Here is a 22,598-nt window from a genome sequence, read left to right as displayed (position 1 = left end):
TGCTTGTAACGTTGCAACTGGCTGACATTTCTTTGGAAGAAGTAGTCCCTATAGCTTTGCGTGACCATCTTTCGACGGGTTTGCCAATATTAAATTTGGATAAATTTGAAGTATAATTAGCAAACATTGTCATGTTATAGGAACATTCTACTATTTCACTTTTCCAAGATCAATATGCTTTTAGTTAAATATGACTAAAGAACTAATGAATTTTGTCGGCTAACTATATTTTTTGTCACAATTTATCTTTTAATATAAAAGAACCGCTCTTTTTCTCTATAACAATATAAATATTTTCAATAAAAACATATTAAAATAATTAAGTTTTAAAGGAATGTACCAAGTTATTTGGTAGTGATACGAAACGAAGACTTACTCATAAAACTAGAAAAATTGAAGCTATTTTTTTCTCTTTTAGGTAAAGATTGCAGCTTCTATACTTAGATTTGATAAGAGGATGGAATTGGAGGGACCGCCATGCTGCCTGCTATAGTAGAAAAAACGATTGATCTGTTGTGTAAATCACTCTGCGCTCGCACGACTAATATTGAATCCGTTTATTTATATGGATCAGTTGCGTTAAATGGTTATATTGAAGGATCCAGCGATATCGACTTTTTGGCAATCGCTAGAGAGCCGCTTAGTCAAGCGGATATTCAAGCCATTGCAGAGGCGCATGAAGAGGTTGAAAGGGTGCTGCCGAGCACGGATATTATGGGGGCGTACCTACTCCTCGATGATCTAATGAATAAGGGCACTGAAAGCAGCCCCTTACTGACTTATTATAACAAGCAGCTGAATACGACTGGGGCGGGAGCAGATATTAATCCGGTTACATGGTGGATTTTAAAAAAACATGGAATTAAAGTCTATGGCTCCGACTTAATTTTTCATTACGATTTAGATATTGACGCTCTGCAGGGATATGTCTTTATCAATTTGAATAGCTATTGGGTTCACTGGATTGATCGATTAGAGAAACAATTAACCGATGTCAAAGGATTGGAACAAGAAATTAACGAAAAGCAGCTGGATGAAGCGGTTGAGTGGTGCACTCTCGGCATGCTGCGACAATTGTATACATTAAAAGAGTATGATATCACGAGCAAAATAGGAGCTGGTGTTTATGGAATTGAGAGCTTGCCTGAACAATGGCACGGCCTGATTCAAGAAGCCATGTCGATCAAGCAGCTAAAGCCTGATCGACATTATACGTCACAAACGCAACGATTGAATGACCTGGTAGCATTACTGAGGTTCATTCATTTGGAAGCTAACTAGCCTGAGAAATTAACTAGACAGGACGAACTTATGCTGAACACGAAATCAGCTACTCTTCATTCATTTTCTGGAGATGTCAGTGAACAATAGGATAAGGTTTATGAATTAGATGGAATTTCTATATAAGTTCAACTAATCATTTTATACTTAATGAGTTTCTGAAAGAAGGATTCCATACGGAAGCACAGTCGGTCAATTATAGTCCATTTATAATTGGGGATTTCCTCCATAAATAATCGTGGATCATACTCCCGTCTTCAAACAAATCTACCTCAGCGGCTTCAAATGGGCAGCTTATAGCTCTGTTTTGGAGAAATAGATCTAATTTTTAGATCTAATCTGGCGGAAATCGCCGATTGGGATGAAATAGGTCTAAAAAATAGATCTAATCTAGCCCCGCGGCCCCAAATGAACTGGATATGGCTAGGATTTGGAGAAATAGATCTAATTTTTAGATCTAATCTAGCGAAAATAGCCGAAATGGATGAAATAGGTCTAAAAAATAGATCTAATTTAGCCCAGCGGCTTCAAATGGGCGGCGTTTGGCTGGGTTTTGGAGACATAGATAAGTTGAACGAAAGAGATGAAGGATATGAGAAGCGAGAAGATCGATCTGGAGAAATGAAGTGTTCGCCTTAGTAGCCGGATTCTTACCTTTACATGTCTTAGTCATTCTAAGAATCTGGGTGCAACCGCGACCCCATAGAATGATCAACTCGCGCAGCTACCAAAAAGAAAGAAATGAATTTTAAGCGAAGCAAGAGGAACGTTCTGAAGTATTGAACCGACTTCCTTTGCCGTTAAATGTTTACATTAGGAAGTTTATGAAATTTAACAATTAGGGCGCAATAGCGATTCATTTATGCATCTTCCAAATTGACCTTATACAATAAAAAATAGCTGCCGACGAGGTCATGATTGACCCTGCGAGGCAGCTATTTGTTTGAGAAAGTATAGTATAGATAGAATCAGCATTGATAAAAGTGTTTTCATACTCGGCATTTGCATCCGCAACTTTCACAACATGCACAACATGCACAACATGCACAACATGAAAAACCTACGCAACCATGCTGCTTATTTTTAGCGCGATTGCTTACAGATATACGGCTTTGCCCGTTTTGGACGATTCATAAATTGCTTCAAGAATTTGCGAGACTACGAAAGCTTGCTCCGGCGTAACGACTGGCTCGGTGTCTTCCTCGATCGCTTTCAGCCACATTCTCATCTCAAGGACAGCTTCGTTCTCCGTTTGGCCGTCAAAGAAAGCAACGCCGCCTGCTTTCAGGTCAACCTGCGTTGTGAACAAACGGCTGTGCTTCTCGCCATTGATACGCAGACCGTCCTTCATGTCAGCTCCGCCTTCTGTGCCTGACAAAGTACACTTAGCTTCGTCAACTTCAAGCGTGTTAAGCGCCCAGCTGGACTCCAGCACGATTGTAGCGCCGTTTTCCATAACGATCATGCCGAATGCAGAATCCTCGACTGTAAACTTCGAAGGGTCCCAAGGTCCCCAAGCATTTGCTGCGTTTTCGCGCTGCGAAAGCTTATGGTAGGAAGTACCAAGCACAACTTTTGGCTTGTAGTTGTCAAGCATCCATAGCGTTAGATCAAGCGCGTGAGTACCGATATCGATAAGCGGTCCGCCGCCTTGTTTTTCTTCATCAAGGAAAACGCCCCATGTTGGAACCGCGCGGCGGCGAATCGCATGTGCTTTTGCGTAATAGATGTCGCCAAGCTCACCAGCTTCACAAAGCTTCTTCAAATGCTGGCTGTCCGGGCGGAAGCGGTTGTTGTAGCCAACCGTAAGCTTCTTGCCTGTACGACGAGCCGCATCGACCATGCGCTGTGCGTCATGTGCAGTTTTAGCCATCGGCTTTTCGCTCATCACGTGCTTGCCAGCTTCAAGTGCTGCGATAGCGATATCGGCATGGGAATCATTTGGCGTACAAACATGTACAATTTCAATGGAATCATCTTGAAGCAATTCTGTGTAATCCGTATAAACTTTCGCGCCTTCAGCACCATACAAGCCAGCAGCTTCATAAGCGCGATGCTCAACGATATCGCAAAATGCGACGATTTCAACGTTGTTCAATTTTTTCAAGCTTGGCAGATGCTTGCCGTTGGCGATCCCGCCGCAGCCGATAATAGCTAATTTGTATACTTTGGACATGAGTAATAGCCTCCTAAAAATGTAGGGTTTTGGGTTAGGGCATAACTTTACTGCGGGTACTTCTCCGGTATTCAGAAGGTGTAACCCCGAATTTCTTACGAAACACGGCATGAAGATAATTGCCGCCTGCAAACCCCGCTAGCTTGGCAATTTTCTCCACGGATTGGTCGCTTTCCTGCAGCTCACGGCAGACGACATTTAGACGAATATCTTCCAGTATCCGGCTGAACGTGTGACCGTGATGAAGCTCCTTGAACAGCCGCTGAATATGCCGAGTGCTCAGGTTAAGCTTGTCCGCAACGTCTTCCAGTGTAATGAAGCCGTCATAGTTGGCGTAAATATACTCGAGCGCGAGGCGATAGCGATAAGCTTTCATATCCCGCGTCGGAAAATGCTTCTGCTCATTCGCGCTGTCATAAGCGCGAACGGCGCGCAGTAAAATTTGAATGACCGCCTGCTTAATGGTGGTATAGCTACCGACAAAATTGTCGTTGCAGGCCTGATAGGCTTCCAGAAAGCGAGGCATCGCCTGATGCAGGTCCGCTGCCGGGGAATGCGGAAGCGACTTCAGCTTCTCGATGCAATCGCGCGCTTCAGCGGCTTCCCAGTCGTCATAGGAGCGGGAATCGTCATGGAGGCCTTGTTCCAACCTGTCGACGATATCGACGTGCAAGCAAAGCTCATCCATCGCTTCCAGAGCATCGGCCTCTTGATAATGCATGATTTCGGGTCCCGTCAAATAAAGCATGCCGGGTTTCAGTGCGTATTCTTGATCGACAATAATGACTTTTCCTTTGCCTTGGGGTATGAAATGGAATTCATACTCCGCATGCTTGTGAAATCCGACGATTCTGCCGGGAGGAAATTGCGTCAGATGGAAGCGCAGCACATGGATGTCGTAAGATCCCCATCTGATGCACAGCTCCAGACGCTCAAGCGCATCCTGGCGTTCATGCATGACCTCATAAGGGAAGTTGGGCATGCCGGTTCCTCCTCGGAGGTCTCCGCTTGCGTTTGCCGCTACTCGCTTAGCTCGTCGATGCTAACTGCACGGTGCTCGCGAGCAGATCGGTTCGAAGCCTCCATAAGCTTTGTCAAATCGATGGCAAGGCTTACATTTTCATCTGCTGACGTGTTGTTTTCAATATGCTGTACCCATTGGTCAAATGCGCTTTCTCTGTTTGCAGGAATCTCTTGTTCCGTCCAGTTTTCTGATGAAGCGGCACCGGCAGCGGATGTGCGAAGAAGAAGCTTGCTCTCAGGCGTACCGTATAGCAGCGTTCCTTCCGTACCATGCACCTCAAGCGCAAATGGCGAATGATTGTTCACGAATCCAGCCTCTACGATGCCGATGGCTCCCGAAGCAGCAGACAGTGTTGCTACCGCGTTGTCTTCGACTTCCTTGCCGGTTACGTAACCAAAATGAGCCGACACCTCCTTAGGCATCTCGTTCATAAACAGTCTGGTCAAATACATTGGATGACATCCCAAATCGATTAAAGCGCCGCCGCCGCATTCCTGCAAGCTGTAGAAATGTTCAGGCAGCCAGTTCGCCGTTGCCCCGTTGTGAGACAAGCGTGCACGCACGAGGGTGATTTTTCCAAGTACGCCTTGTGACAAAATATCGCGAATCGCTAAGGTATAGCCGTCGTTCAAACGAGGCAGCGATACCGTTAATTTTACATTATTTTTGGCTACTGCATCCAGTATAATGTTAACTTCCTTCAAAGTTGGGGCAATAACTTTCTCCGTAAAAATATGTTTGCCCGCATTAGCGGCAGCAACCATGACTTCTTGGTGCCTAAACGTTGGCGCATCAACGATAACAGCATCGATGTCCTCGCGGCTCAGCATTTCATCTAAACTAGCGTGGAAATCAACGCCCAGCTTCTCGGCTGCGGCCTGTCCACGTTCCGCGATTTCATCCCATACCGCTACGATTTCTGTACCGGGATGCTCCTGCGCTTGCTTTGTATAATCCCATGCGTGCACATGCCAATAACTGATTTTACCAATTCGGATCATCGGTTCATCTCTCCCTGGGCGTCTATTAGTGATTTCGTGATTCGTATATAAATTTATGACAACAAATATAATCTAACATATTTGTATTCTTATTTTTAGTGCAATTTAATGACGATTTATATACGGAATTACGACATTGAATTTAGTATTTACAGATAGGGCTTACGGTATGCGCGCGGGGACAGCCGAGTGATCTTTTTGAACGTTTTGCCAAAATGGGAAAAGTTGTCGAAGCCGACGGCAGCGGCGATGTCGGTAATGCTGGAGCCGGTTTCACGAAGCAAGCGTTGCGCTTCCTTAATACGCGTAAGGATGACGTAGTCGGAGAAAGCAAAACCCGTGATTTCCTTGAACATACGGCTTAAATAGTAAGGACTGATGAAAAACTGGCCAGCAAGGCCGTTTAGCCGCAGCGGCTCCGCAAAATGGGCATTAATATAGCGGATAACCTCAGAAATTTTGGCGTGCATAGGCGTTGCATGGTGCAGCGGCGTCGATTCATGCTTCTGCATGTATCTGGCTGAGAGAAGCAGCAGCTCCATGACCGCATGCGGAGGATAGAGCTCGCAGCCGACAGGTCGGTCCCTAATTTCTGCAAGCATTCGTCTCATTAATTGATCGACGGCAAGCTGTTCCTGACGAGGCAGGCGAAGGATAGGGGAAGCTTGCCGGAATGGCGACAGCAGCAGGTCACTGTGGATACCTGCCAAGTCCCCAATCATCGCGTCGTCGAAGTGAATGACGAACCGCTCATGCGAGGCATCGCCAGTCTGCATCGTTTTGTGAAGCTCATGCTTATGGATGAAGACAAGATCTCCTTGTTCAATCGAATAGGAACGGTCCCGTATGAAATAGATGCGCTGTCCCGACAGCATGTAATAAAGCTCATAATAATCATGGTAATGATCATCTGCCATCGTAAACGGGGCGGAGCGCTTCAAATATTCCACATACAGCTCAGGCGTAAATCCGAAGCTGTACAATTCAAGCGGCATGTTCATCGCAGACGTGCTCCTTTTTAAAGTAATATGATTTGTAGTAATCGGTTACAGCTGCAATTGTATATGGCAGGGAAATTAAGGGAATGGTTATGCGAAAAAGAAGCAGTGATTGCTAATTATCGCAAGAAAAGCGGTGTTTTATCGAAAATAAGCATCATATGCAGAGAATTATATCATTCTCATGCCGTAAAATGAAGGCAAGCGAATAAAGGGAGGAATTATGATTATGTCAAAAAAACGTTATGTATTGGTAGGAAGCGGCGGAAGAGCTGAATTTTTTTACGGTGCGCTTGCAACCGATTTCAGAGAAACATCGGAGCTGACTGCTCTTTGCGATATTAACCAAACCCGTATGGACTATGCGAACCGCGTGTTAGTCGATAAATATAAATATGAAGCTGTAAATACGTACAAATCGAGTGAATTTGACCGCATGATTGAGACGGAGAAGCCAGACGCGGTCATCGTGACAAGCATGGACCGTACGCATCATACGTACATTATCCGTGCGCTGGAACTAGGCTGTGATGTGGTGACGGAGAAACCGATGACCGTAGACGAGAAAAAATGCCAGGAAATCTTGGACGCCGTCGAACGAACAGGCCGCAATGTACGCGTAACGTTCAACTACCGCTATGCGCCGCATCATACCAAGGCGAGAGAGCTTATCGCAAACGGCACGATTGGCAAAGTAACCTCCGTACATTTCGAGTGGCTGCTGAATACACAGCATGGCGCGGATTATTTCCGCAGATGGCACCGCAACAAGCAGAACAGCGGCGGCTTGCTCGTGCATAAATCAACGCATCACTTTGATCTCGTTAACTTCTGGATTGGCTCGCAGCCGGAATCGGTATTTGCCTACGGCGATCTCTTGTTCTATGGCCGCGAAAACGCGGAGGAGCGTGGCGAAACGCAATTTTATGAGCGCGCGACGGGAAATCCGATTGCCGAGAACGATCCTTTTGCGCTACACTTGGATAAAAATGAGCATTTGAAAGCGATGTATTTGGACGCGGAGCATGAGGACGGCTATCGCCGCGACCAGAGCGTATTCGGTGACGGCATTAATATCGAAGACACGATGGGCGTGCTTGTCCGCTACAAGAACAACGCGATTTTAACGTATTCGTTAAATGCTTATTTGCCTTGGGAGGGCTACCGCATCGCCTTTAATGGAACGAAGGGCCGTATTGAGATGAACATCGTCGAGCAATCATACGTGAATTCCGGCGGCGAGAAAGCGGACGAAGGCGCGCTGAAGGAACAGACGATTAAGGTGTTCCCGATGTTTGGCGCTCCCTACGAGGTAGAGGTTGAGGAAGGCGTGGGCGGCCACGGCGGGGGAGATCCTGTCCTGTTGAACGATTTGTTCGGAACGCCTGTGGAGGACCCGTTCAATCGTGCGGCTAACCACATTGACGGAGCAAGATCGATTCTAACGGGTATTGCAGCGAACCGCTCGATACAGACGGGGCTTGCGATACAGATCGATGACCTTGTGAAATTTCACAAATAGTGTTCGGGGGGAAGCTGGAATGAAGCCATTTATGGACGACAATTTTTTGCTATCGAATGAAACCGCTGTGCGGCTCTATCACGATTTTGCGAAGGACATGCCCATTATCGATTATCACTGCCATTTGAGCCCGCAGCAAATTTTTGAGAATACGAGCTTTGCGAATTTGACCGAAGCTTGGCTGTATGGTGACCACTACAAATGGCGTGCATTGCGCGCCAACGGGGTAGAGGAGAAGTACGTGACTGGCGGCGAGGGCGTAAGCGATTACGACCGCTTTGAAGCATGGGCCCGGACAGTACCGCAAACGATTGGCAACCCGCTGTACCAATGGTCGCATTTGGAGCTTCGCCGCTATTTCGGCGTATACGAGATCATTAATGAGAAGAACGCTCCGGCGATTTGGGAGCAGGTAAACGCGAAGCTGGCAACGGGCCAGTTCAAGGCGCGTGACCTAGTCAAAATGTCCAACGTAGAGGTTATCTGTACAACAGATGATCCTGTCGATTCGCTAGAGTATCATATTGCAATTAAGGGTTTGGAAGATTTCGACGTACAGGTGCTGCCATCTTTCCGTCCGGACAAGGCGCTTGAAATTAACCGTGCTACCTTTCTGGATTGGGTAGACAAGCTCGGCTCTGCGGCGTCCGCAACGATCGACAGCTATGACGCGCTGCTTGACGCGCTTGCTTCGAGAGTGCAGTTTTTTGATGAAGTAGGCTGCAAGGTTTCCGACCATGCGCTTGATTATGTTGCCTACGCCGAGGCGTCGAAGGACGAGGCCGCCGCTATTTTTGCCAAAGCACTAAAGGGCGAAATGGTCAGCCTGGAGGAAGAGAAGCAATACAAAACGTACACGCTGCTCTTTCTTGGACGTTTGTATGCAGAGCGCGGCTGGGCAATGCAATTTCATATCAATGCCGCACGGAACAACAGCTCCCGCATGTTCGGCAAGCTGGGCCCAGATACCGGGTTTGACTCGATCAATGACAGCCCTGTCGCTTATCCGCTTGCGAAGCTGCTTGATGCGCTGGATACAGACGATGCGCTTCCGAAGACGATCGTTTATTCCCTGAATGCGAATGACAATGATGTGCTCGGCTCGATTATCGGCAGCTTCCAAGGCGGTGGCGTGCCAGGGAAAATCCAACTAGGCTCGGCATGGTGGTTCAACGATACGAAGAGCGGCATGCTCGATCAGATGAATGCGCTTGCGAATCTCGGCTTGCTTAGCCGTTTTGTCGGCATGCTGACGGATTCCCGCAGCTTCCTCTCGTATACCAGACATGAGTATTTCAGACGTTTGCTTTGCAATCTTCTTGGCGAATGGGTGGAAAACGGCGAGGCGCCACAGGACATGGAATTGCTCGGCGACATGGTGCAAAACATTTCCTACCGCAACGCAAAAGCATATTTCGGTTTCTAATTTTATAGCGATTATACGTTCTGCAGCTCCGTCAGCTTTTTGCTTGGCGGAGGTTGTGGAACGTTTTTTGCGTCGAGCCGGTAGGCAGCCATCAAATATCTAAGCATCTGCGGTACAGCAATATTTGCGGCCATGCCGAATAGCTCGGAATGGGCCGTTTTTCTGCAAAGCAAATAGAAAGCGGTACCGCCAATGAGTTCAAAGGCGATAAACTCCTTCCATTTCCATGCGGGCACAACATAAATTTTAAATTCTTTCTTATGAACGGAACGTGTTCGCAAAATGGTAGCCCTCCTGCTGAATAGGCGCATTACAACCGTAACTAGACTATGCGCGGCGGCTTATCCATCATTCGTCAATTGAAAAGGTTAGCAACAATCATTAGAGGAGTGGGCACGGTGACAAAAACAGCTTTCGTAACAGGAGCGGACCGAGGCGTAGGTCTGGGGCTTGTGAAGGGCTTGCTAGCGCAAGGGTATGATGTATTTGCAGGACAGTACGCAGAGGAAGTGCCTGCTGTTCAGGCGCTGAAGGATGAATATGCCAAGCAATTGCAAATAGTTCGGCTGGATATCGCTAGCGATGAAAGCGTGGCTATGGCGTTCAAAGCTTGCGTGGAGCGAACGGAAAAGCTGGATTTGTTAATCAACAACGGAGCTATTTTAGGAGAAATTAGCGCCACCGTTCTGGATACGTTTAATTATGCCGAGATGCTCGAGGTATTCAACGTGAACACGCTCGGCAGCTTGCGCATGAGCCAGACCTTTATGCCGCTGCTGATCAAGAGCGATTCGAAATTTCTTGTCAACATTTCATCGGAAGCAGGCAGCATTGGCGACTGTTTCAGGGAGAGCTGGTACGCGTACTGCATGTCGAAGGCAGCGCTTAACATGCAGTCCAAGCTTATCCATAACGGTATCAAGTCGCAAGGAGGCCGCGTGCTGGTCGTCCATCCCGGCTGGGTGCAAACCTTTATGCAGGGCAAGCTGGATGCAGCGGCAGCGCTTACGCCTGAGCAGTCGGCCGAAGGCATTCTCAAGCTGGTTGAAGCAAGGTTAGGCCAGAGTGCCGAAGAAGCGGACTGTGAATATGTCGATTATGCTGGCAACGCACTGAACTGGTAGCTGATTCAGGGCCCGAATCCTGCCCCTGCTCCACGTACTATAGTTCTTGTAAGCTAACGTCGATGCAGTGGATGAGAGGGTTTTACATAGTCTAAAGTTTTATGGGGCTTTGTATGACGCAGTCTAGCATACCTAACTAATGAAAGCAGGTGTTGTATCCAATGACGGATTTACGTTCTTTTGTTGCTCGTGTCATGAACACGCTAGAGGCTCATCGATTGAAGGATGATAGCGGAAGGTATGCCCGGTATTTAGCGCAGCTGGAGACTGAACCTAACGATGAAGATGTATATGGTACAGCGGATGCCGCAATTATTTTGTATACACTCAATGCCATGCCAACAGATTCCACGGAGCAGAAAAAGTGGATTCATGCGCTTCAACAGCATCAAGTTAAGGAAACGGGTGTTTTTGCAGGCAAAGGCCATGATGAAATCCATAGCACGGCGTTTGCTTTGTTTGCTTTGGAGCTGTTTGATGCGAAAGCGCTCTATCCGCTAAGCAGATTTAATGAACGAATGGATAAAGAGGCAATTGTCAGCTTTCTTGAGGGGCTGGACTGGCGTAATCAGCCTTGGGGGGAATCACTGAAAGGCGCGGGCATTTATGCAAGCCTAGTGCTGTCAGCATCGGTGGATGAAGAGTGGGAGCAGGCTTATTTTGACTGGCTGCGCCAAAATGTCGATCCTATAACTGGCCTGTGGCGCCGCAGTTGCGTAAAGAATGAGGATGGAAGCTTGGTGAGCGCTCCCATCTTTCATCACATTGCGGGGAGCTTCCATTATTTGTTTAACCTTGCGCACCGGAAGGAGCCGATTCTGTATCCAGAGCGCATCTTGGATACGTGCCTATCGCTTTATCAGAGCGGTGAATTGGAAGTGCCCATCGAGCCATTTTCTTATTTTCATATTGATTGGGTTTATGTCATCCTCTGCTGCATGAGGCAAAACGCCACGTACCGAAGGGAAGAATGCGAAGCGGCTGTCAAAGGCACCTCCCAATCCTTCATCGCTGCGCTCGCACAGCTTGGAGAGGATTCGGAGGAGCCGCTTGACGATTTGCATTCATTATGCGGAGCGGTGTGCGGCTTGGCTGCGATACAATTGCTGCTTCCCGAGCTTATTCACACGGATAAGCCACTGCAGCTCGTGCTGGATCGCAGGCCCTTTTTATAAAAACTAATGAGCTCTAACGAGCGGAAAGCTCGCCGAAAGCGCGGCGCAGAATGCTCAGCATCTGATCGTTGTCCTGCTGCGTAACAATTAACGGCGGGACGAGACGCACCGTAGAAGAATTAGGCGTGTTAATCAGCAGGCCCATACGAAGACAGATAGCGGCAAGCTCGGCAGCTGTTCCTTCCGGTGTATCAAACGCCAGCAGCAGCCCCTTGCCGCGTACGTTTGTTATTGGATACTCGCTTGTGAGCCCCTGCAAGCCCCGGACCAAATATTTTCCCTGAACGTCCGCGTTGCCCGCAAGATTCCGCTCCAGAAGCTCGGTAAGTACGGCGTGGCCTGCAGCCATGGCAAGCGGAGCTCCCGTGTAGGTACCCCCTTGATCCCCTGGCTCGAACAAATCATATTTGCTCTTGGTCAGCATAGCCGACAACGGAAATCCAGCGCCAATGCCTTTGCCAAGCGTCATGACATCAGGCTGAATGCCATAATGTTCATAAGCGAAGAGCTTGCCGGTTCTGCCTAGCCCCGTTTGAATCTCGTCGAAAATAAGCAGCATCCCATACATATCGCATATTTTGCGAAGCCCGTACAAATAGGCCTCATCGACGGCATGAACGCCGCCTTCCCCTTGCACAAGCTCAACCATGATCGCGCATGTTTGATTGTTAACGGCAGCAAAGCAAGCATCCAGATCATTGATCGGGACATGCTTGAAGCCGTCAACTTTAGGTGCAAAGAGCTCTTTCCATTGTTCTTTTCCAGTCGCCGACATCATTGCGAGCGAGCGTCCGTGAAAGCTGTTCGTGAGCGTAATGATTTCGTAAGCTCCTCCAAGGTTAACGGACCCGTGTTTTCTTGCGAGCTTGATGGCACTCTCGTTTGCCTCAGCGCCGCTGCTGGCGAAAAAAGCTTTATCCATTCCGCTAACGCTAGTCAATAGCTCGGCAAACTCAATCATTGGACGATTGAAGTAGCCGGGACTAGCATGGACAAGCGTTCCGGCTTGACGCGACAATGCCTCCTGCAGTACCGCAGGGGAATGCCCTAGACTTGCAACAGCCCATCCGCCAACAAAATCTAAATAACGGTTCCCATCCGTATCCCATAAGTACATGCCCTGCCCACGTTCCATAACGAGGTTTGGGCGTTTTGCCGTAAATAGTACGGATTTTTCTGCTTGTTCCAATAAAGCCGACGTGATTGTTTTTTCTGTCTGAATCATGACTAGCCTCCCGAATATTCATCTCATTGCATAAATATACAACAAAACGATTAATTATTCAATATTTAAAAAATGAATTAGCATTGATAACAATTATCAATTAGAATGTAAGCAGCAGCAAATGTAAGATTGCACGCAAGGGCAAAGTGAATATGAAGCCGCAAACATGCAATAGGGATGGTGAAGCAGGAATGGATGGATTGGAACGTCTGAAGGAAACAATGGCAGACCAGCGGTTTGAAAACCTATGGCTGAAGCTGAAACATATAGAAAGTGTCCATGGCCAAGATCGGTCATTTCCTCGCTATAGCGAGCAAGAGAATCATTTGCTCTTAATCATAGCGGAGGGCAATTACGGGCAAGTGAAGATCGACGGCAGCCATTATCCGCTGCACCTGGGAATCGTTTGCGTGTGCTCGACGGCGCAGCAGATTGAAGTGACTTCGTCTAATGCGACGGGGACTGGCATTTTTATCCTCTCGTTTGAGGCTGGCGGCATGCGTTCCTCCAAGCAGGCTGCGGAATTGGTGGACGGTGAACAAGCCTACGAGGAGCTGCAGGCTATTCTCGGTGTATACAAGCTCTCGCCTGCCGCGGGCGCAATGGAAAAAAGCCAAAAGATCGACCGCTATTGGAGGAGCGGCAATGCCATCGACCGTTTATACGGAAATGCTGGGCTTTATGAGCTTCTCGGATTATCGCTGGCCGGTTCTGCGCATTCGCCAACAAGCATGCTCGAACTTGCAAGAGCGGAGCTGGAGAAACGGTATGCGGAAGATATTAAAATCGATGATTTAGCGGCACTTGTCGGACTCAGTCGTTTTCACTTTATGCGGATATTCAAGGAAAAGTACGGGAAAAGCGTGCTTGAATACGTAACGGAGCTCCGGCTTGGCAAAGCGAAGCGGCTAATGGTTGATCAGCCGGAACTTTCCTTGCACGATATTGCGGAGCAAGCTGGCTATCATAATGCTGCGTATTTCAGCCGGATTTTTAAGAAGCAGGTCGGAATTACTCCTAACTTGTACTGGCGCAACCGCTCTCGTAAGGTAGCAGCTTACAGTTGGGCGAATATCGGCCAGCTTTTGCCGCTCCAAATCATGCCTTATGCGGCGCCAATCGATCAATATTGGAACGATTATTATCGCAAAAGGTATCAAACGGACGTTGTTGTTCCGCTTAGCCACGACCATGATTTTAATCTGGCTGCGTTAAAAGAAGCACGTCCGGAGTGCATAATCAGCCTGGATTATCTTATTCCGGCAGAGGTGAGAGAGAAGCTTGAGCAGATTGCGCCGCTTCTCCTTATTCCGTGGTCCGTGGCGGATTGGCGCCAGCATTTGCGCCTTGTCGCGGATTTTACGGACAAGTCCAAAGAGGCAGAAAACTGGCTGGTCAACTATGATTGGAAAGCGGAGCTGGTGCGGCGCGAGCTGCAGGCTGCGGTCAAGAAGTCGGTTGTGCTCATTTTGAAAATAGCAGGAACACGCATCTCTGTAGTCGGACGTCGTGCGGCGACGGTGCTCTATGATGATTTGCAGCTTAAGACTCCTTATCGACTTGGTATGATTGATCCATGGCTGCAAGCGGTACTGCCCCATCAACTGGAGGATTTCCATGCGGATCACATTATGCTGAGCGTCAATGAGGATGCAGCGTCCGAGGCGACGTGGAGAGGCTTGCTTGCGTCCGGATATTGGCAGAGCTTGCGCGCCGTCAAGCATCGTATGGTCTCCTATTTGCCGGGCTTTCCATGGTTCGAATTCCCAGCTGGAGAATACTCTGCGCTGCATCATGAGCGAATGTTGGATGAGGTGCGTGTTACGCAGTTATGCGTGCAAAATAAATAGAGAGCCTCCCTGTTGCGAGCGAATTTTCGAAGCGGTAGGTTAAGAGGCAACTGCTCTATCAACTAATTCAAAACCGAAAGCTTGGAAGGGAAGCGGGAAGTCAACGATATAGAGCTAACTTATGATGATAACGGAATCCGTTGCTCTCCACTCATTTTTTTTGAACGTCTTCTCAGTACTTGGAATTAATTTAAGTATATGAGGATTCAAATGAGATAGCAGTTGTCTAGTTGCCCAGAAGGGTGAGAAGCATGATCAGATTCGTATTGCCAATTGCAAAAGCATACGCTATAGTTGTTTTAACTTCATATGGAGTACGGGTGCTGGATTTAGTCCGGCTGAGATAGGGGCCCTTTTGTCCCTGACCGTTAATCTGAACCAGGTAATGCTGGCGTAGAGAACGTATCGAATCGTAACCATTCGTGTATTCTCGAATGGTTTTTTTCTATTGCCCGCACCTGTTTTCCGTGAATGGGAGGAAACAGAAATGATGCAGGAAGCGTTAATTGAAAGGCTTCAGCAGCAGGTTGAAGACCGGCAGGAGGAGCTGCTTGCCCTGCTGTCGCAGCTGGTCGCTTATCCGACCGTAAGCCCTCCGGCGCGCAACACGCAAGAGGCGCAGCGATTTGCCCGGGAGCAGCTAGACGCTTGCGGATTTGAGACAGAGCTATGGGAGGTATATCCCGGCGACCCGAATGTTACAGGGATTAAACGGGGAACGCAGCGGGAAGCTTACCGGAGCCTGCTGCTTAACGGCCACATGGATGTAGCGGAGGTTGGCAGTGATGCCGAGTGGCAGTATGATCCGTTCCAGTTGACCCTTGAGGCAGGGAGAGTGTACGGGCGGGGAACCGCAGACATGAAAGGCGGATTGGCGGCCTTGCTGTTTGCAATCAGGCTGCTGAACGAGGGCGGCGCCGAGCTGAAGGGCGACCTGCTGTTCCAATCGGTCATTGGCGAGGAAGCCGGAGAGGCAGGAACGAGAGCCTGTACGGAAAGGGGCTGCAGCGCCGACTTTGCCATTGTTGCTGACACAAGCCATCTTGCCATTCAAGGGCAAGGCGGCGTGATCACCGGGTGGGTTACCGTGAAGAGCCCGGTTACGTACCATGACGGCTTGCGTTCGCGGATGATTCATGCCGGCGGCGGCATCAGGGGAGCTAGCGCTATTGAGAAAATGATTAAGCTGATCGTTGGGCTGCAGGAGCTGGAGAGGCACTGGGCGGTCACGAAATCCTATCCGGGATTTGCGGCAGGCTCGAACACGATCAATCCGGCGGTCATTGAAGGCGGCCGACATGCGGCATTTATTGCCGATCAATGCGCGTTATGGATCACGGTTCACTTTTACCCTGACGAGGATTATGAATCGGTGGCTGCTGAAATCGAGAGCCATCTGCTCAAGGTGGCCGAAGCCGATCCATGGCTGCGTGACCATCCGCCCACCTTTCGCTGGGGTGGAAGGTCCATGCTGGAGGAGCGGGGCGAAATATTCCCCTCACTAACGCTGGATGAAGAAGGGGAAGGGCTGAAGACGCTTGCCGCTGCCCATGCCAACCAGCTTGGTACAGCGCCGATAGTAGGCATGAGCCCGAGCGTCACGGATGCGGGATGGCTGGGAAGAGCTGGCATACCGACTGTTATTTACGGACCTGGAGAGCTTCGCCATGCACATGCAATGGATGAAAGCATCGAGCTTCGCGAGCTCATCCATTACGTCAAGGTGATGATTGCCTTTATCGCGGATTGGTGCAATCAACCAAAATCGGAAAGCGAGAGGTGCTAGCAAATGGGAGTAGATACGACAGTTGGAAGCTTTAGTGAGAGGCTCTACGAGTCGGTTCAGCCGGTATGGCAGAAATGCCATGCACACCCGTTCCTTACGGGCTTAAGAGATGGGACACTTGAACTGGAACGGTTCATTTATTATATGAAGCAGGATTATGTTTATTTGATCGATTATGCCAAAATGTTCGCTTTAGGGAGCATCAAGGCCCGCGATTTGGAGACGATGGGGAAGTTCGCCGAGCTGCTGCATTCGACGCTCAACGTGGAGATGGAGCTTCATCGCGAGTATGCCGAGCGCTTCGGCATTGCAAGAGATGAGTTGGAGGCTACAGTTCCTGCGCCGACAACGATAGCCTATACGAAGTATATGCTGGATGCAGGGCAGGGCTCGCTTGCGGAGGTGGTCGCAGCATTGCTACCGTGTATGTGGAGCTACCGCGAGATCGGGATAACCTTTGCGGAGCACCCGGGTGCGCTGAAGCATCCGCTGTATCGCGAATGGATTCTGATGTACAGCTCGGAGGAATTCGGAGAGCTTACGGAGTGGACGATCGGACTGATGGATAGGCTGGCCGAGGGTTTGCCTGAACGGGAGCTGGCCCGGCTTGAGGAGCTGTTCGTCGTTACGTCCAAATTCGAATATATGTTTTGGGACATGGCATATCGGCAAGAAGAGTGGCCGGTTTGAGCGACACGCTGCCGCTTGCAGCGACCGACCGTTCGTTGGCCTTGTCAGTAGAGGGGCTTACTTATGCCTTTGATGAAGGCGCTCCGTTGTTCAAAGGGTTAGACTTCCATATACGCAAAGGAGAATTCGTATCTTTCCTTGCACCAAGCGGTATGGGCAAAACGACGCTGTTTCGACTGCTGGCAGGGCTGCTTAGCCCGCAAGCAGGAACAGTGAGACTGGGCTCGTCAGAGGAAGAAACACTTGGCACAAGCTTTTCACGTTCTGGACGCATGGGTTATATGCCGCAGCGGGACAGCCTGATGCCTTGGCGAAGCGTGCTGGATAATGCGGCTCTCGGCCTTGAGCTGGCAGGAGTTCGAAAACGTGAAGCAAGGCAGCGCGTGCTGGAGCTGCTGCCAGCCTTTGGGCTCGCAGGAACGGAGGGGAAGCGTCCGCATGAGCTGTCGGGCGGCATGCGCCAGCGCGTATCCTTTCTGCGCTCGATGCTTGGAGGAGGGAACCTGCTGCTGCTTGATGAGCCGTTCAGCGCATTAGACGCGATGACGCGAATCAGCATGCAGGAATGGCTGCTTCAGGTATGGGAGCAGCACCGTAAAACCATCTTGTTTATTACCCATGATATCGATGAGGCGCTGCTGCTGTCGGATCGGGTGCTCATAGCGACGGAATCGCCGGTCTCCTCGCTGAAGGAACTCGTGATTTCGCTGCCAAGGCCGCGAACCTACCATACGGTGCTGGAAGATTCTTTTGCCGAGTTGAAACGACAGACACTTGAGCTTCTTGGCAGAGGAACGGGCGGAATGGGGGAAGCTTGCCAATGAGGCGACGTTTACGGTCTAGCCTCCCTATTCTAATCTTTGGCTTGCTGTTGGCGCTCCTATGGGAGGCCGCAACGAGATTGCTGGCGATTCCGCATTACATTATTCCGAAGCTGTCGGACGTGCTGGTTTCGATTTGGGACAATCGTCAGCTGCTTGGCAAACACTTTGCGGTTACGCTGGGAGAGTCGCTGCTCGGTTTAGGCATATCCATTATTTTCGGAACACTTGCGGCTATTTGCATCGAAGGCTCTTCCTTAGCGAAGAAGACCATCTATCCATTAATCGTCGCCTCCCAAACGATTCCGATCATCGCTTTATCGCCAATTATGGTCATGTGGTTCGGCTATGAGATATGGAGCAAGGTGGCCGTCGTTATTTTATTCACTTTTTTTCCTATCGCGGTCAACACGGCGGATGGCTTTCGTTCGGCAGATACCGGTATAGGTGAGGTCATGCGGTCGATGGGAGCCCGGCGGCGCGACCTGTTCTTCAAATGGAAGCTGCCATCGGCGCTGCCCGGCTTTTTCACCGGACTGAAGATGGCTGCAACGATCAGCGTAGGCGGCGCAACACTTGGTGAATGGTTGGGCGGCGAGGCTGGGCTTGGGATGTATACGAAGCGGGCATCTAGTTTGCTGCGGGGCGACGCTGTATTTTCAGGCGTGCTGCTCCTATCGCTTATGGGGATTTTATTGTTTCTGACCGCCCAGTGGCTGGAGAGGGCCAGCTTGTCGCGGCGTCAATCTTAATTGCAAATAAGAGAGGAATAATCATTCAATGAGCTTAAATAAATGGAAAAGACATTTTGGATTTACAATTGTATTTGCACTTGTCCTGACTACGCTTGCTGCATGCGGCTCCGATAATAAAGAGAAAGCGGCGGCGGAAGCCGAAACGGAGCTTACCGTGCTGCTCGACTGGTATCCGAATGCGGTGCATTCCTTCCTTTATGCGGCGGAGGAGCAGGGTTATTTTAAAGAAGCGGGGCTTAAGGTCAAGCTCCAAACACCGGCCGATACGAATGACGCGCTAAAATTAGTGGCTACAGGCAAAGCGGATCTGGCGCTCAGCTACCAGATGCAGGTAGCGATCTCTCGTGCCGAGGACATTCCGATTGTTTCCGTGGCGGCAATCGTACGTCATCCGCTAAATCGCTTGTTCGCGCTGGATTCAGCAGGCATTCAAAGCCCGAAAGATCTCATTGGCAAAAAAATCGGATATCCGTCGATTCCGCTTGATCAGTTGATCGTGAACACGATGGTGGAATCGGATGGCGGCGATCCGGCTAAGCTGAATTATGTCGATATCGGCTGGGACCTTATTCCGGCGATGACAACGAGCAAGGTCGATGCGATTATTGGCGGTTACGTCAACCATGAAAAGCCGCTGCTGGAGAAAGAAGGAATGAAGCTTGCGGCGTTTGATCCTTCTGCGTATGGCGTTCCCGATTATTATGAGCTTGTGCTTACAGCCAGTGAAGCTGGCTTGGAGAGTAAAAGCGCGGCGTTCAAGAAGTTTATCGAGGCGGCTGCAAAAGGCCAGCAGTATACGGTAGAGCATCCCGAGCAATCCCTGCAAAATCTGCTCGACTTGCAAAATGAGAACTTTCCGCTGGACGCTGAGATTGAGAAGCAAAGCTTGGATATTTTGCTGCCGCTTATGGATGCCGGCTCAGAACCGTTTGGCTCGCAAACGGAGGAGTCCTGGAACGCGGTTATTAATTGGCTGAACGAGCATGGGCAATTAAAGAAAGAGCTTAAGGCAGAGGATGCTTTCCGTAATCTATAATGGAATACAAATAGAAGTATTGTGCATCAAGGTTTTACGGGAAGGAGCAGGTTAGGTGGAAGAACGGTATTCAAGACAAATGCTTTTTGCGCCGATTGGCGAGGCTGGGCAGCGAAAGCTGATGGATAGCGCGGTTTGCATCGTAGGCATGGGGGCGCTCGGAACGGTACTGGCGAACCATATGGTGCGCGCCGGAGTTGGGCATGTGAGGCTTGTGGATCGAGATTATGTTGAGAAAAGCAATTTGCAAAGGCAAATGCTGTTCGACGAGGATGACGTGGAGCAGGTGTACCCGAAGGTGGTGGCAGCCGAGAAGAAGCTGAAGAAAATTAATTCTTCCATTCGCATCGAAGCGATTGTAGCCGATGTAACCGCCCTTAATATCGAGGCTTTGCTAGAGGGCATGGACTTGGTATTGGACGGTACCGACAATTTCCAGACCCGGTTTCTGCTCAACGACGCGTGCTTTAAGCTCGGCATCCCGTTTACGTATGGAGGGGCAGTCAGCTCGCGGGGAATGAGCGCAATCTTCATTCCAGGGCAGACCCCTTGCCTGCGCTGCTTTATCAAAACAGGCGATTCCGGCGGTCAAACCTGCGATATGATCGGGGTGATTGCACCTATCGTTGATATGGTCGCTTCCTATCAAGCCGTAGAAGCCATGAAATATTTGGTTGGAGACGAGAAGAAAAGAAGAAAAAGCTTGGTCACATTCGACATCTGGCAAAACCAATATTTTGAGATGAAGTTGGGCGAGCCGGACAAGAACTGTCCCTGCTGCCAGTTGAAGGAATACCCTGCCCTGGAGCCGGATGCGGAAAACACGTTCTTGTCCCTGTGCGGACGGGAGACTATTCAAATTGCAGGCAGCGGTTCGCTTGATCTGGTTTTGTGGCGGGACCGGCTTGCGCAGGCAGCGGTAAAAGTAAGCCTGAACCCGTTCCTGCTGAAGGCCGAGCTTCCTGAAGGCGAGCGGCTCGTATTGTTTGCGGATGGCCGGGTGCTTGTGCAGGGCACGGATGATTTTGTACGCGCAAAAACCTTATACGCCCGCTATATCGGGCTTTAATACGGAGGAGTGAGGAACCGATGAAGGATTTTAAATTGTACGCCATTACCGGCGAGCAATTCCATCCCGGCCGCGGCTTGGTAGAGGTTATGGAGGAAGCGATTCTCGGCGGAGTTGACATTATTCAGCTGCGCGACAAGTCAGGCGACAAAGCAGCGATATTGGAGAAGGCAAAGGCGCTTAGAGAGCTGACCCGAAAATATGGCGTAACCTTTATCGTTAATGACGATATCGATATTGCAATGGAAGTGGATGCGGACGGCATTCATTTGGGTCAAGGCGATGTGCCTCTCCTCGAAGCGAGAAAGATCGTCGGCACTAAAATCATTGGCATCTCAACCCATGCCATCGAGGAGGCGGTACTTGCGCAGGAGCAAGGAGCCGACTATATCGGGGTTGGTCCTATTTATCCGACAGCGACTAAGGTTGATGTCGTTGATCCGGTCACGATTGCATACGTGCGCGAAGTGGTGCGGGAAGTGAACATTCCGTTTGTAGCGATTGGTGGGATTAAGCTGCACAACGTAGATGAGGTAATTGAAGCGGGAGCAACCCGGATTTGCGCGGTTAGCGAAATTGTAGGCAGCGCGGATGTGAAAGGCACCTGCGAGGCCTTTATTCGGAAGCTGGAGAGAGGATAGTGAGCATATGGACCTTGTAATTAACGGAGAAAATCAGCAATTGGAGCAGGTTCGCTCGGTTTATGACGTGATCGAGAAGCTGGGACTGTCTGGGAAGCCGGTCGTTGCGGAGGCGGATGGCAACGTGCTGACCGCGGAGCAGTGGGCGGATACGCCCGTATATTCGGGCATGAAGATTGAATTGGTTCATTTCGTAGGAGGAGGCTGAACGGATGCAGACAGATGCTTTGGTCATTGGCGGTCGCACGCTGACCTCCCGTTTTTTTATTGGCACCGGACTATTTCCTAATCCCTATGTGCAGAAGGAAGCAATCAAGGCGTCTGGTGCCGAGGTGCTTACTTTTGCAATTAGACGAATCAACTTAGCTGCGACGGAGGATGATTCCATTCTTCAGCATTTGGAAGGGGAGAATTATGTTTATCTTCCGAATACTTCAGGCGCCCGAACAGCGGAAGAAGCCGTCCGGATTGCACGGCTGGCGCGGGCTTCCGGTCTCAGTGACTGGATTAAAGTTGAGATTAGCGTCAACGAGCGCACATTGCTGCCCGATCCAATTGAAACGCTGAAGGCAACTGAACTATTAGTGAAGGAAGGCTTTACGGTGCTTCCCTATACTTCGGATGATCCAGTCATCTGCAAGCGGCTGGAGGAAGCGGGCGCTGCGGCGGTCATGCCCGGCGCGTCGCCAATCGGTACGGGCCTAGGCATCCTGAATCCTTATAACATCGGTTTAATCGTTGAGGAGGCTAACGTTCCTATTATCGTGGATGCCGGACTTGGTTCGGCGAGCGATGTCGCGCAGGCGATGGAGCTTGGGGTGAGCGGAGTCCTGATGAACACGCCTGTAGCGAAGGCGAAGGACCCGGTGCGGATGGCGAAAGCGATGAGCCTTGCCATCGAAGCTGGGCGTCTATCCTATTTGGCGGGTCGGATTGGGAAGAAAAAGTATGCCTCGGCAAGCAGCGGGCTTGAAGCTTTTAAATTGAAATAACCGATT

General features: G+C 49.7%; 21 protein-coding genes and 1 riboswitch. Of the genes, 15 read left to right on the top strand and 6 right to left on the bottom strand.

Translation table 11 applies throughout. The features are described 5' to 3' along the window. Positions 1 to 9: 9 nt before the first annotated feature. Positions 10 to 95: riboswitch (cyclic di-GMP riboswitch) on the bottom strand. Positions 96 to 477: 382 nt separating this feature from the next. Continuing rightward, positions 478 to 1,281, top strand: coding sequence for a nucleotidyltransferase domain-containing protein (locus E0496_RS04645; RefSeq protein ID WP_141500490.1), 804 nt, complete (start codon positions 478 to 480; stop codon positions 1,279 to 1,281). A 1,096-nt stretch (positions 1,282 to 2,377) separates the two neighbouring features. Here the strand turns inward: E0496_RS04645 and E0496_RS04640 are convergent. From E0496_RS04640 to E0496_RS04625, 4 genes are all read right to left on the bottom strand, one after another. Next, positions 2,378 to 3,457, bottom strand: coding sequence for a Gfo/Idh/MocA family protein (locus E0496_RS04640; RefSeq protein WP_141500489.1), 1,080 nt, complete (start codon positions 3,455 to 3,457; stop codon positions 2,378 to 2,380). Between the two features lie 34 nt (positions 3,458 to 3,491). After that, positions 3,492 to 4,439, bottom strand: coding sequence for an AraC family transcriptional regulator (locus E0496_RS04635; protein ID WP_141500488.1), 948 nt, complete (start codon positions 4,437 to 4,439; stop codon positions 3,492 to 3,494). 38 nt (positions 4,440 to 4,477) lie between these two features. Further along, the gene (locus tag E0496_RS04630) at positions 4,478 to 5,482 is read right to left on the bottom strand and encodes a Gfo/Idh/MocA family protein (protein ID WP_141500487.1); all 1,005 of its coding nucleotides are present in this window, start codon (positions 5,480 to 5,482) and stop codon (positions 4,478 to 4,480) included. 149 nt (positions 5,483 to 5,631) lie between these two features. Continuing rightward, positions 5,632 to 6,483, bottom strand: a complete 852-nt coding sequence (locus E0496_RS04625; protein WP_141500486.1) for an AraC family transcriptional regulator — start codon at positions 6,481 to 6,483, stop codon at positions 5,632 to 5,634. Positions 6,484 to 6,706: 223 nt separating this feature from the next. On the opposite strand from E0496_RS04625, the gene E0496_RS04620 reads away from it, so the two are divergent. Next, positions 6,707 to 8,002: a Gfo/Idh/MocA family protein gene (locus E0496_RS04620; protein ID WP_141500550.1), complete on the top strand. Its 1,296-nt coding sequence runs from the start codon at positions 6,707 to 6,709 to the stop codon at positions 8,000 to 8,002. A gap of 19 nt (positions 8,003 to 8,021) precedes the next feature. Next, positions 8,022 to 9,428 (top strand): glucuronate isomerase, encoded by a 1,407-nt coding sequence (gene uxaC / locus E0496_RS04615; protein ID WP_141500485.1) that lies wholly within the window; start codon positions 8,022 to 8,024, stop codon positions 9,426 to 9,428. An 11-nt stretch (positions 9,429 to 9,439) separates the two neighbouring features. On the opposite strand, the gene E0496_RS04610 is transcribed toward uxaC, so the two are convergent. Next, positions 9,440 to 9,709: a hypothetical protein gene (locus tag E0496_RS04610; protein ID WP_141500484.1), complete on the bottom strand. Its 270-nt coding sequence runs from the start codon at positions 9,707 to 9,709 to the stop codon at positions 9,440 to 9,442. Positions 9,710 to 9,826: 117 nt separating this feature from the next. Here E0496_RS04610 and E0496_RS04605 point away from each other — a divergent pair, with 117 nt between their 5' ends. Both E0496_RS04605 and E0496_RS04600 read left to right on the top strand, forming a co-directional pair. Beyond that, complete coding sequence (locus E0496_RS04605) at positions 9,827 to 10,552, top strand: SDR family oxidoreductase (RefSeq protein WP_241674590.1); 726 nt, start codon at positions 9,827 to 9,829, stop codon at positions 10,550 to 10,552. A 161-nt stretch (positions 10,553 to 10,713) separates the two neighbouring features. Next, positions 10,714 to 11,727, top strand: coding sequence for a prenyltransferase/squalene oxidase repeat-containing protein (locus E0496_RS04600; RefSeq protein ID WP_141500482.1), 1,014 nt, complete (start codon positions 10,714 to 10,716; stop codon positions 11,725 to 11,727). A 13-nt stretch (positions 11,728 to 11,740) separates the two neighbouring features. On the opposite strand, the gene E0496_RS04595 is transcribed toward E0496_RS04600, so the two are convergent. After that, on the bottom strand, positions 11,741 to 12,952 hold the full coding sequence (locus tag E0496_RS04595; RefSeq protein ID WP_141500481.1) for an aspartate aminotransferase family protein: 1,212 nt from the start codon (positions 12,950 to 12,952) through the stop codon (positions 11,741 to 11,743). Between the two features lie 152 nt (positions 12,953 to 13,104). Here E0496_RS04595 and E0496_RS04590 point away from each other — a divergent pair, with 152 nt between their 5' ends. The 10 genes from E0496_RS04590 to E0496_RS04545 all read left to right on the top strand — a co-directional run bounded on the left by E0496_RS04590 (position 13,105) and on the right by E0496_RS04545 (position 22,592). After that, complete coding sequence (locus E0496_RS04590) at positions 13,105 to 14,802, top strand: AraC family transcriptional regulator (RefSeq protein WP_141500480.1); 1,698 nt, start codon at positions 13,105 to 13,107, stop codon at positions 14,800 to 14,802. 490 nt (positions 14,803 to 15,292) lie between these two features. Next, positions 15,293 to 16,588: an acetylornithine deacetylase gene (locus E0496_RS04585; RefSeq protein WP_141500549.1), complete on the top strand. Its 1,296-nt coding sequence runs from the start codon at positions 15,293 to 15,295 to the stop codon at positions 16,586 to 16,588. 3 nt (positions 16,589 to 16,591) lie between these two features. Beyond that, positions 16,592 to 17,278, top strand: a complete 687-nt coding sequence (tenA, locus tag E0496_RS04580; RefSeq protein ID WP_141500479.1) for a thiaminase II — start codon at positions 16,592 to 16,594, stop codon at positions 17,276 to 17,278. Next, a complete protein-coding gene (locus E0496_RS04575) occupies positions 17,275 to 18,102 on the top strand; it encodes an ABC transporter ATP-binding protein (RefSeq protein ID WP_241674588.1) in 828 nt (275 codons plus the stop codon). The genes tenA and E0496_RS04575 overlap by 4 nt, the downstream gene beginning before the upstream one ends. Beyond that, positions 18,099 to 18,851 (top strand): ABC transporter permease, encoded by a 753-nt coding sequence (locus tag E0496_RS04570; RefSeq protein WP_141500477.1) that lies wholly within the window; start codon positions 18,099 to 18,101, stop codon positions 18,849 to 18,851. Before E0496_RS04575 ends, E0496_RS04570 begins: the two co-directional genes overlap by 4 nt. Positions 18,852 to 18,879: 28 nt before the next feature. Further along, on the top strand, positions 18,880 to 19,890 hold the full coding sequence (locus E0496_RS04565; RefSeq protein ID WP_141500476.1) for an ABC transporter substrate-binding protein: 1,011 nt from the start codon (positions 18,880 to 18,882) through the stop codon (positions 19,888 to 19,890). Positions 19,891 to 19,945: 55 nt separating this feature from the next. Then, entirely contained in the window at positions 19,946 to 20,959 is a 1,014-nt protein-coding gene (locus E0496_RS04560) for a ThiF family adenylyltransferase (RefSeq protein WP_241674587.1), read from the top strand. Between the two features lie 20 nt (positions 20,960 to 20,979). Further along, entirely contained in the window at positions 20,980 to 21,600 is a 621-nt protein-coding gene (gene thiE / locus E0496_RS04555; RefSeq protein ID WP_141500475.1) for a thiamine phosphate synthase, read from the top strand. 7 nt (positions 21,601 to 21,607) lie between these two features. Then, positions 21,608 to 21,808 carry a sulfur carrier protein ThiS gene (gene thiS, locus E0496_RS04550; protein WP_141500474.1) on the top strand — a complete coding sequence of 67 codons (201 nt, stop codon included), beginning with the start codon at positions 21,608 to 21,610 and terminating at the stop codon, positions 21,806 to 21,808. Between the two features lie 4 nt (positions 21,809 to 21,812). After that, a complete protein-coding gene (locus tag E0496_RS04545) occupies positions 21,813 to 22,592 on the top strand; it encodes a thiazole synthase (RefSeq protein ID WP_139993733.1) in 780 nt (259 codons plus the stop codon). The last annotated feature ends 6 nt before the right edge of the window (positions 22,593 to 22,598 follow it).

The organism is Paenibacillus luteus, from assembly GCF_006542765.1.
GTDB classification, from domain to species: Bacteria; Bacillota; Bacilli; order Paenibacillales; family Paenibacillaceae; genus Pristimantibacillus; species Pristimantibacillus luteus.
This window is presented reverse-complemented; position numbering and strand designations above follow the sequence as displayed.

What these genes read in the sequence shown, in the direction of transcription:
- E0496_RS04645 (WP_141500490.1), top strand. Translation starts at nt 478, where the DNA reads ATGCTGCCTGCTATAGTAGAAAAAACGATTGATCTGTTGTGTAAATCA.
- E0496_RS04640 (WP_141500489.1), bottom strand. Translation starts at nt 3,457, where the DNA reads ATGTCCAAAGTATACAAATTAGCTATTATCGGCTGCGGCGGGATCGCC.
- E0496_RS04635 (WP_141500488.1), bottom strand. Translation starts at nt 4,439, where the DNA reads ATGCCCAACTTCCCTTATGAGGTCATGCATGAACGCCAGGATGCGCTT.
- E0496_RS04630 (WP_141500487.1), bottom strand. Translation starts at nt 5,482, where the DNA reads ATGATCCGAATTGGTAAAATCAGTTATTGGCATGTGCACGCATGGGAT.
- E0496_RS04625 (WP_141500486.1), bottom strand. Translation starts at nt 6,483, where the DNA reads ATGAACATGCCGCTTGAATTGTACAGCTTCGGATTTACGCCTGAGCTG.
- uxaC (WP_141500485.1), top strand. Translation starts at nt 8,022, where the DNA reads ATGAAGCCATTTATGGACGACAATTTTTTGCTATCGAATGAAACCGCT.
- E0496_RS04600 (WP_141500482.1), top strand. Translation starts at nt 10,714, where the DNA reads ATGACGGATTTACGTTCTTTTGTTGCTCGTGTCATGAACACGCTAGAG.
- E0496_RS04595 (WP_141500481.1), bottom strand. Translation starts at nt 12,952, where the DNA reads ATGATTCAGACAGAAAAAACAATCACGTCGGCTTTATTGGAACAAGCA.
- E0496_RS04590 (WP_141500480.1), top strand. Translation starts at nt 13,105, where the DNA reads ATGAAGCCGCAAACATGCAATAGGGATGGTGAAGCAGGAATGGATGGA.
- E0496_RS04585 (WP_141500549.1), top strand. Translation starts at nt 15,293, where the DNA reads ATGCAGGAAGCGTTAATTGAAAGGCTTCAGCAGCAGGTTGAAGACCGG.
- tenA (WP_141500479.1), top strand. Translation starts at nt 16,592, where the DNA reads ATGGGAGTAGATACGACAGTTGGAAGCTTTAGTGAGAGGCTCTACGAG.
- E0496_RS04570 (WP_141500477.1), top strand. Translation starts at nt 18,099, where the DNA reads ATGAGGCGACGTTTACGGTCTAGCCTCCCTATTCTAATCTTTGGCTTG.
- E0496_RS04565 (WP_141500476.1), top strand. Translation starts at nt 18,880, where the DNA reads ATGAGCTTAAATAAATGGAAAAGACATTTTGGATTTACAATTGTATTT.
- thiE (WP_141500475.1), top strand. Translation starts at nt 20,980, where the DNA reads ATGAAGGATTTTAAATTGTACGCCATTACCGGCGAGCAATTCCATCCC.
- thiS (WP_141500474.1), top strand. Translation starts at nt 21,608, where the DNA reads ATGGACCTTGTAATTAACGGAGAAAATCAGCAATTGGAGCAGGTTCGC.
- E0496_RS04545 (WP_139993733.1), top strand. Translation starts at nt 21,813, where the DNA reads ATGCAGACAGATGCTTTGGTCATTGGCGGTCGCACGCTGACCTCCCGT.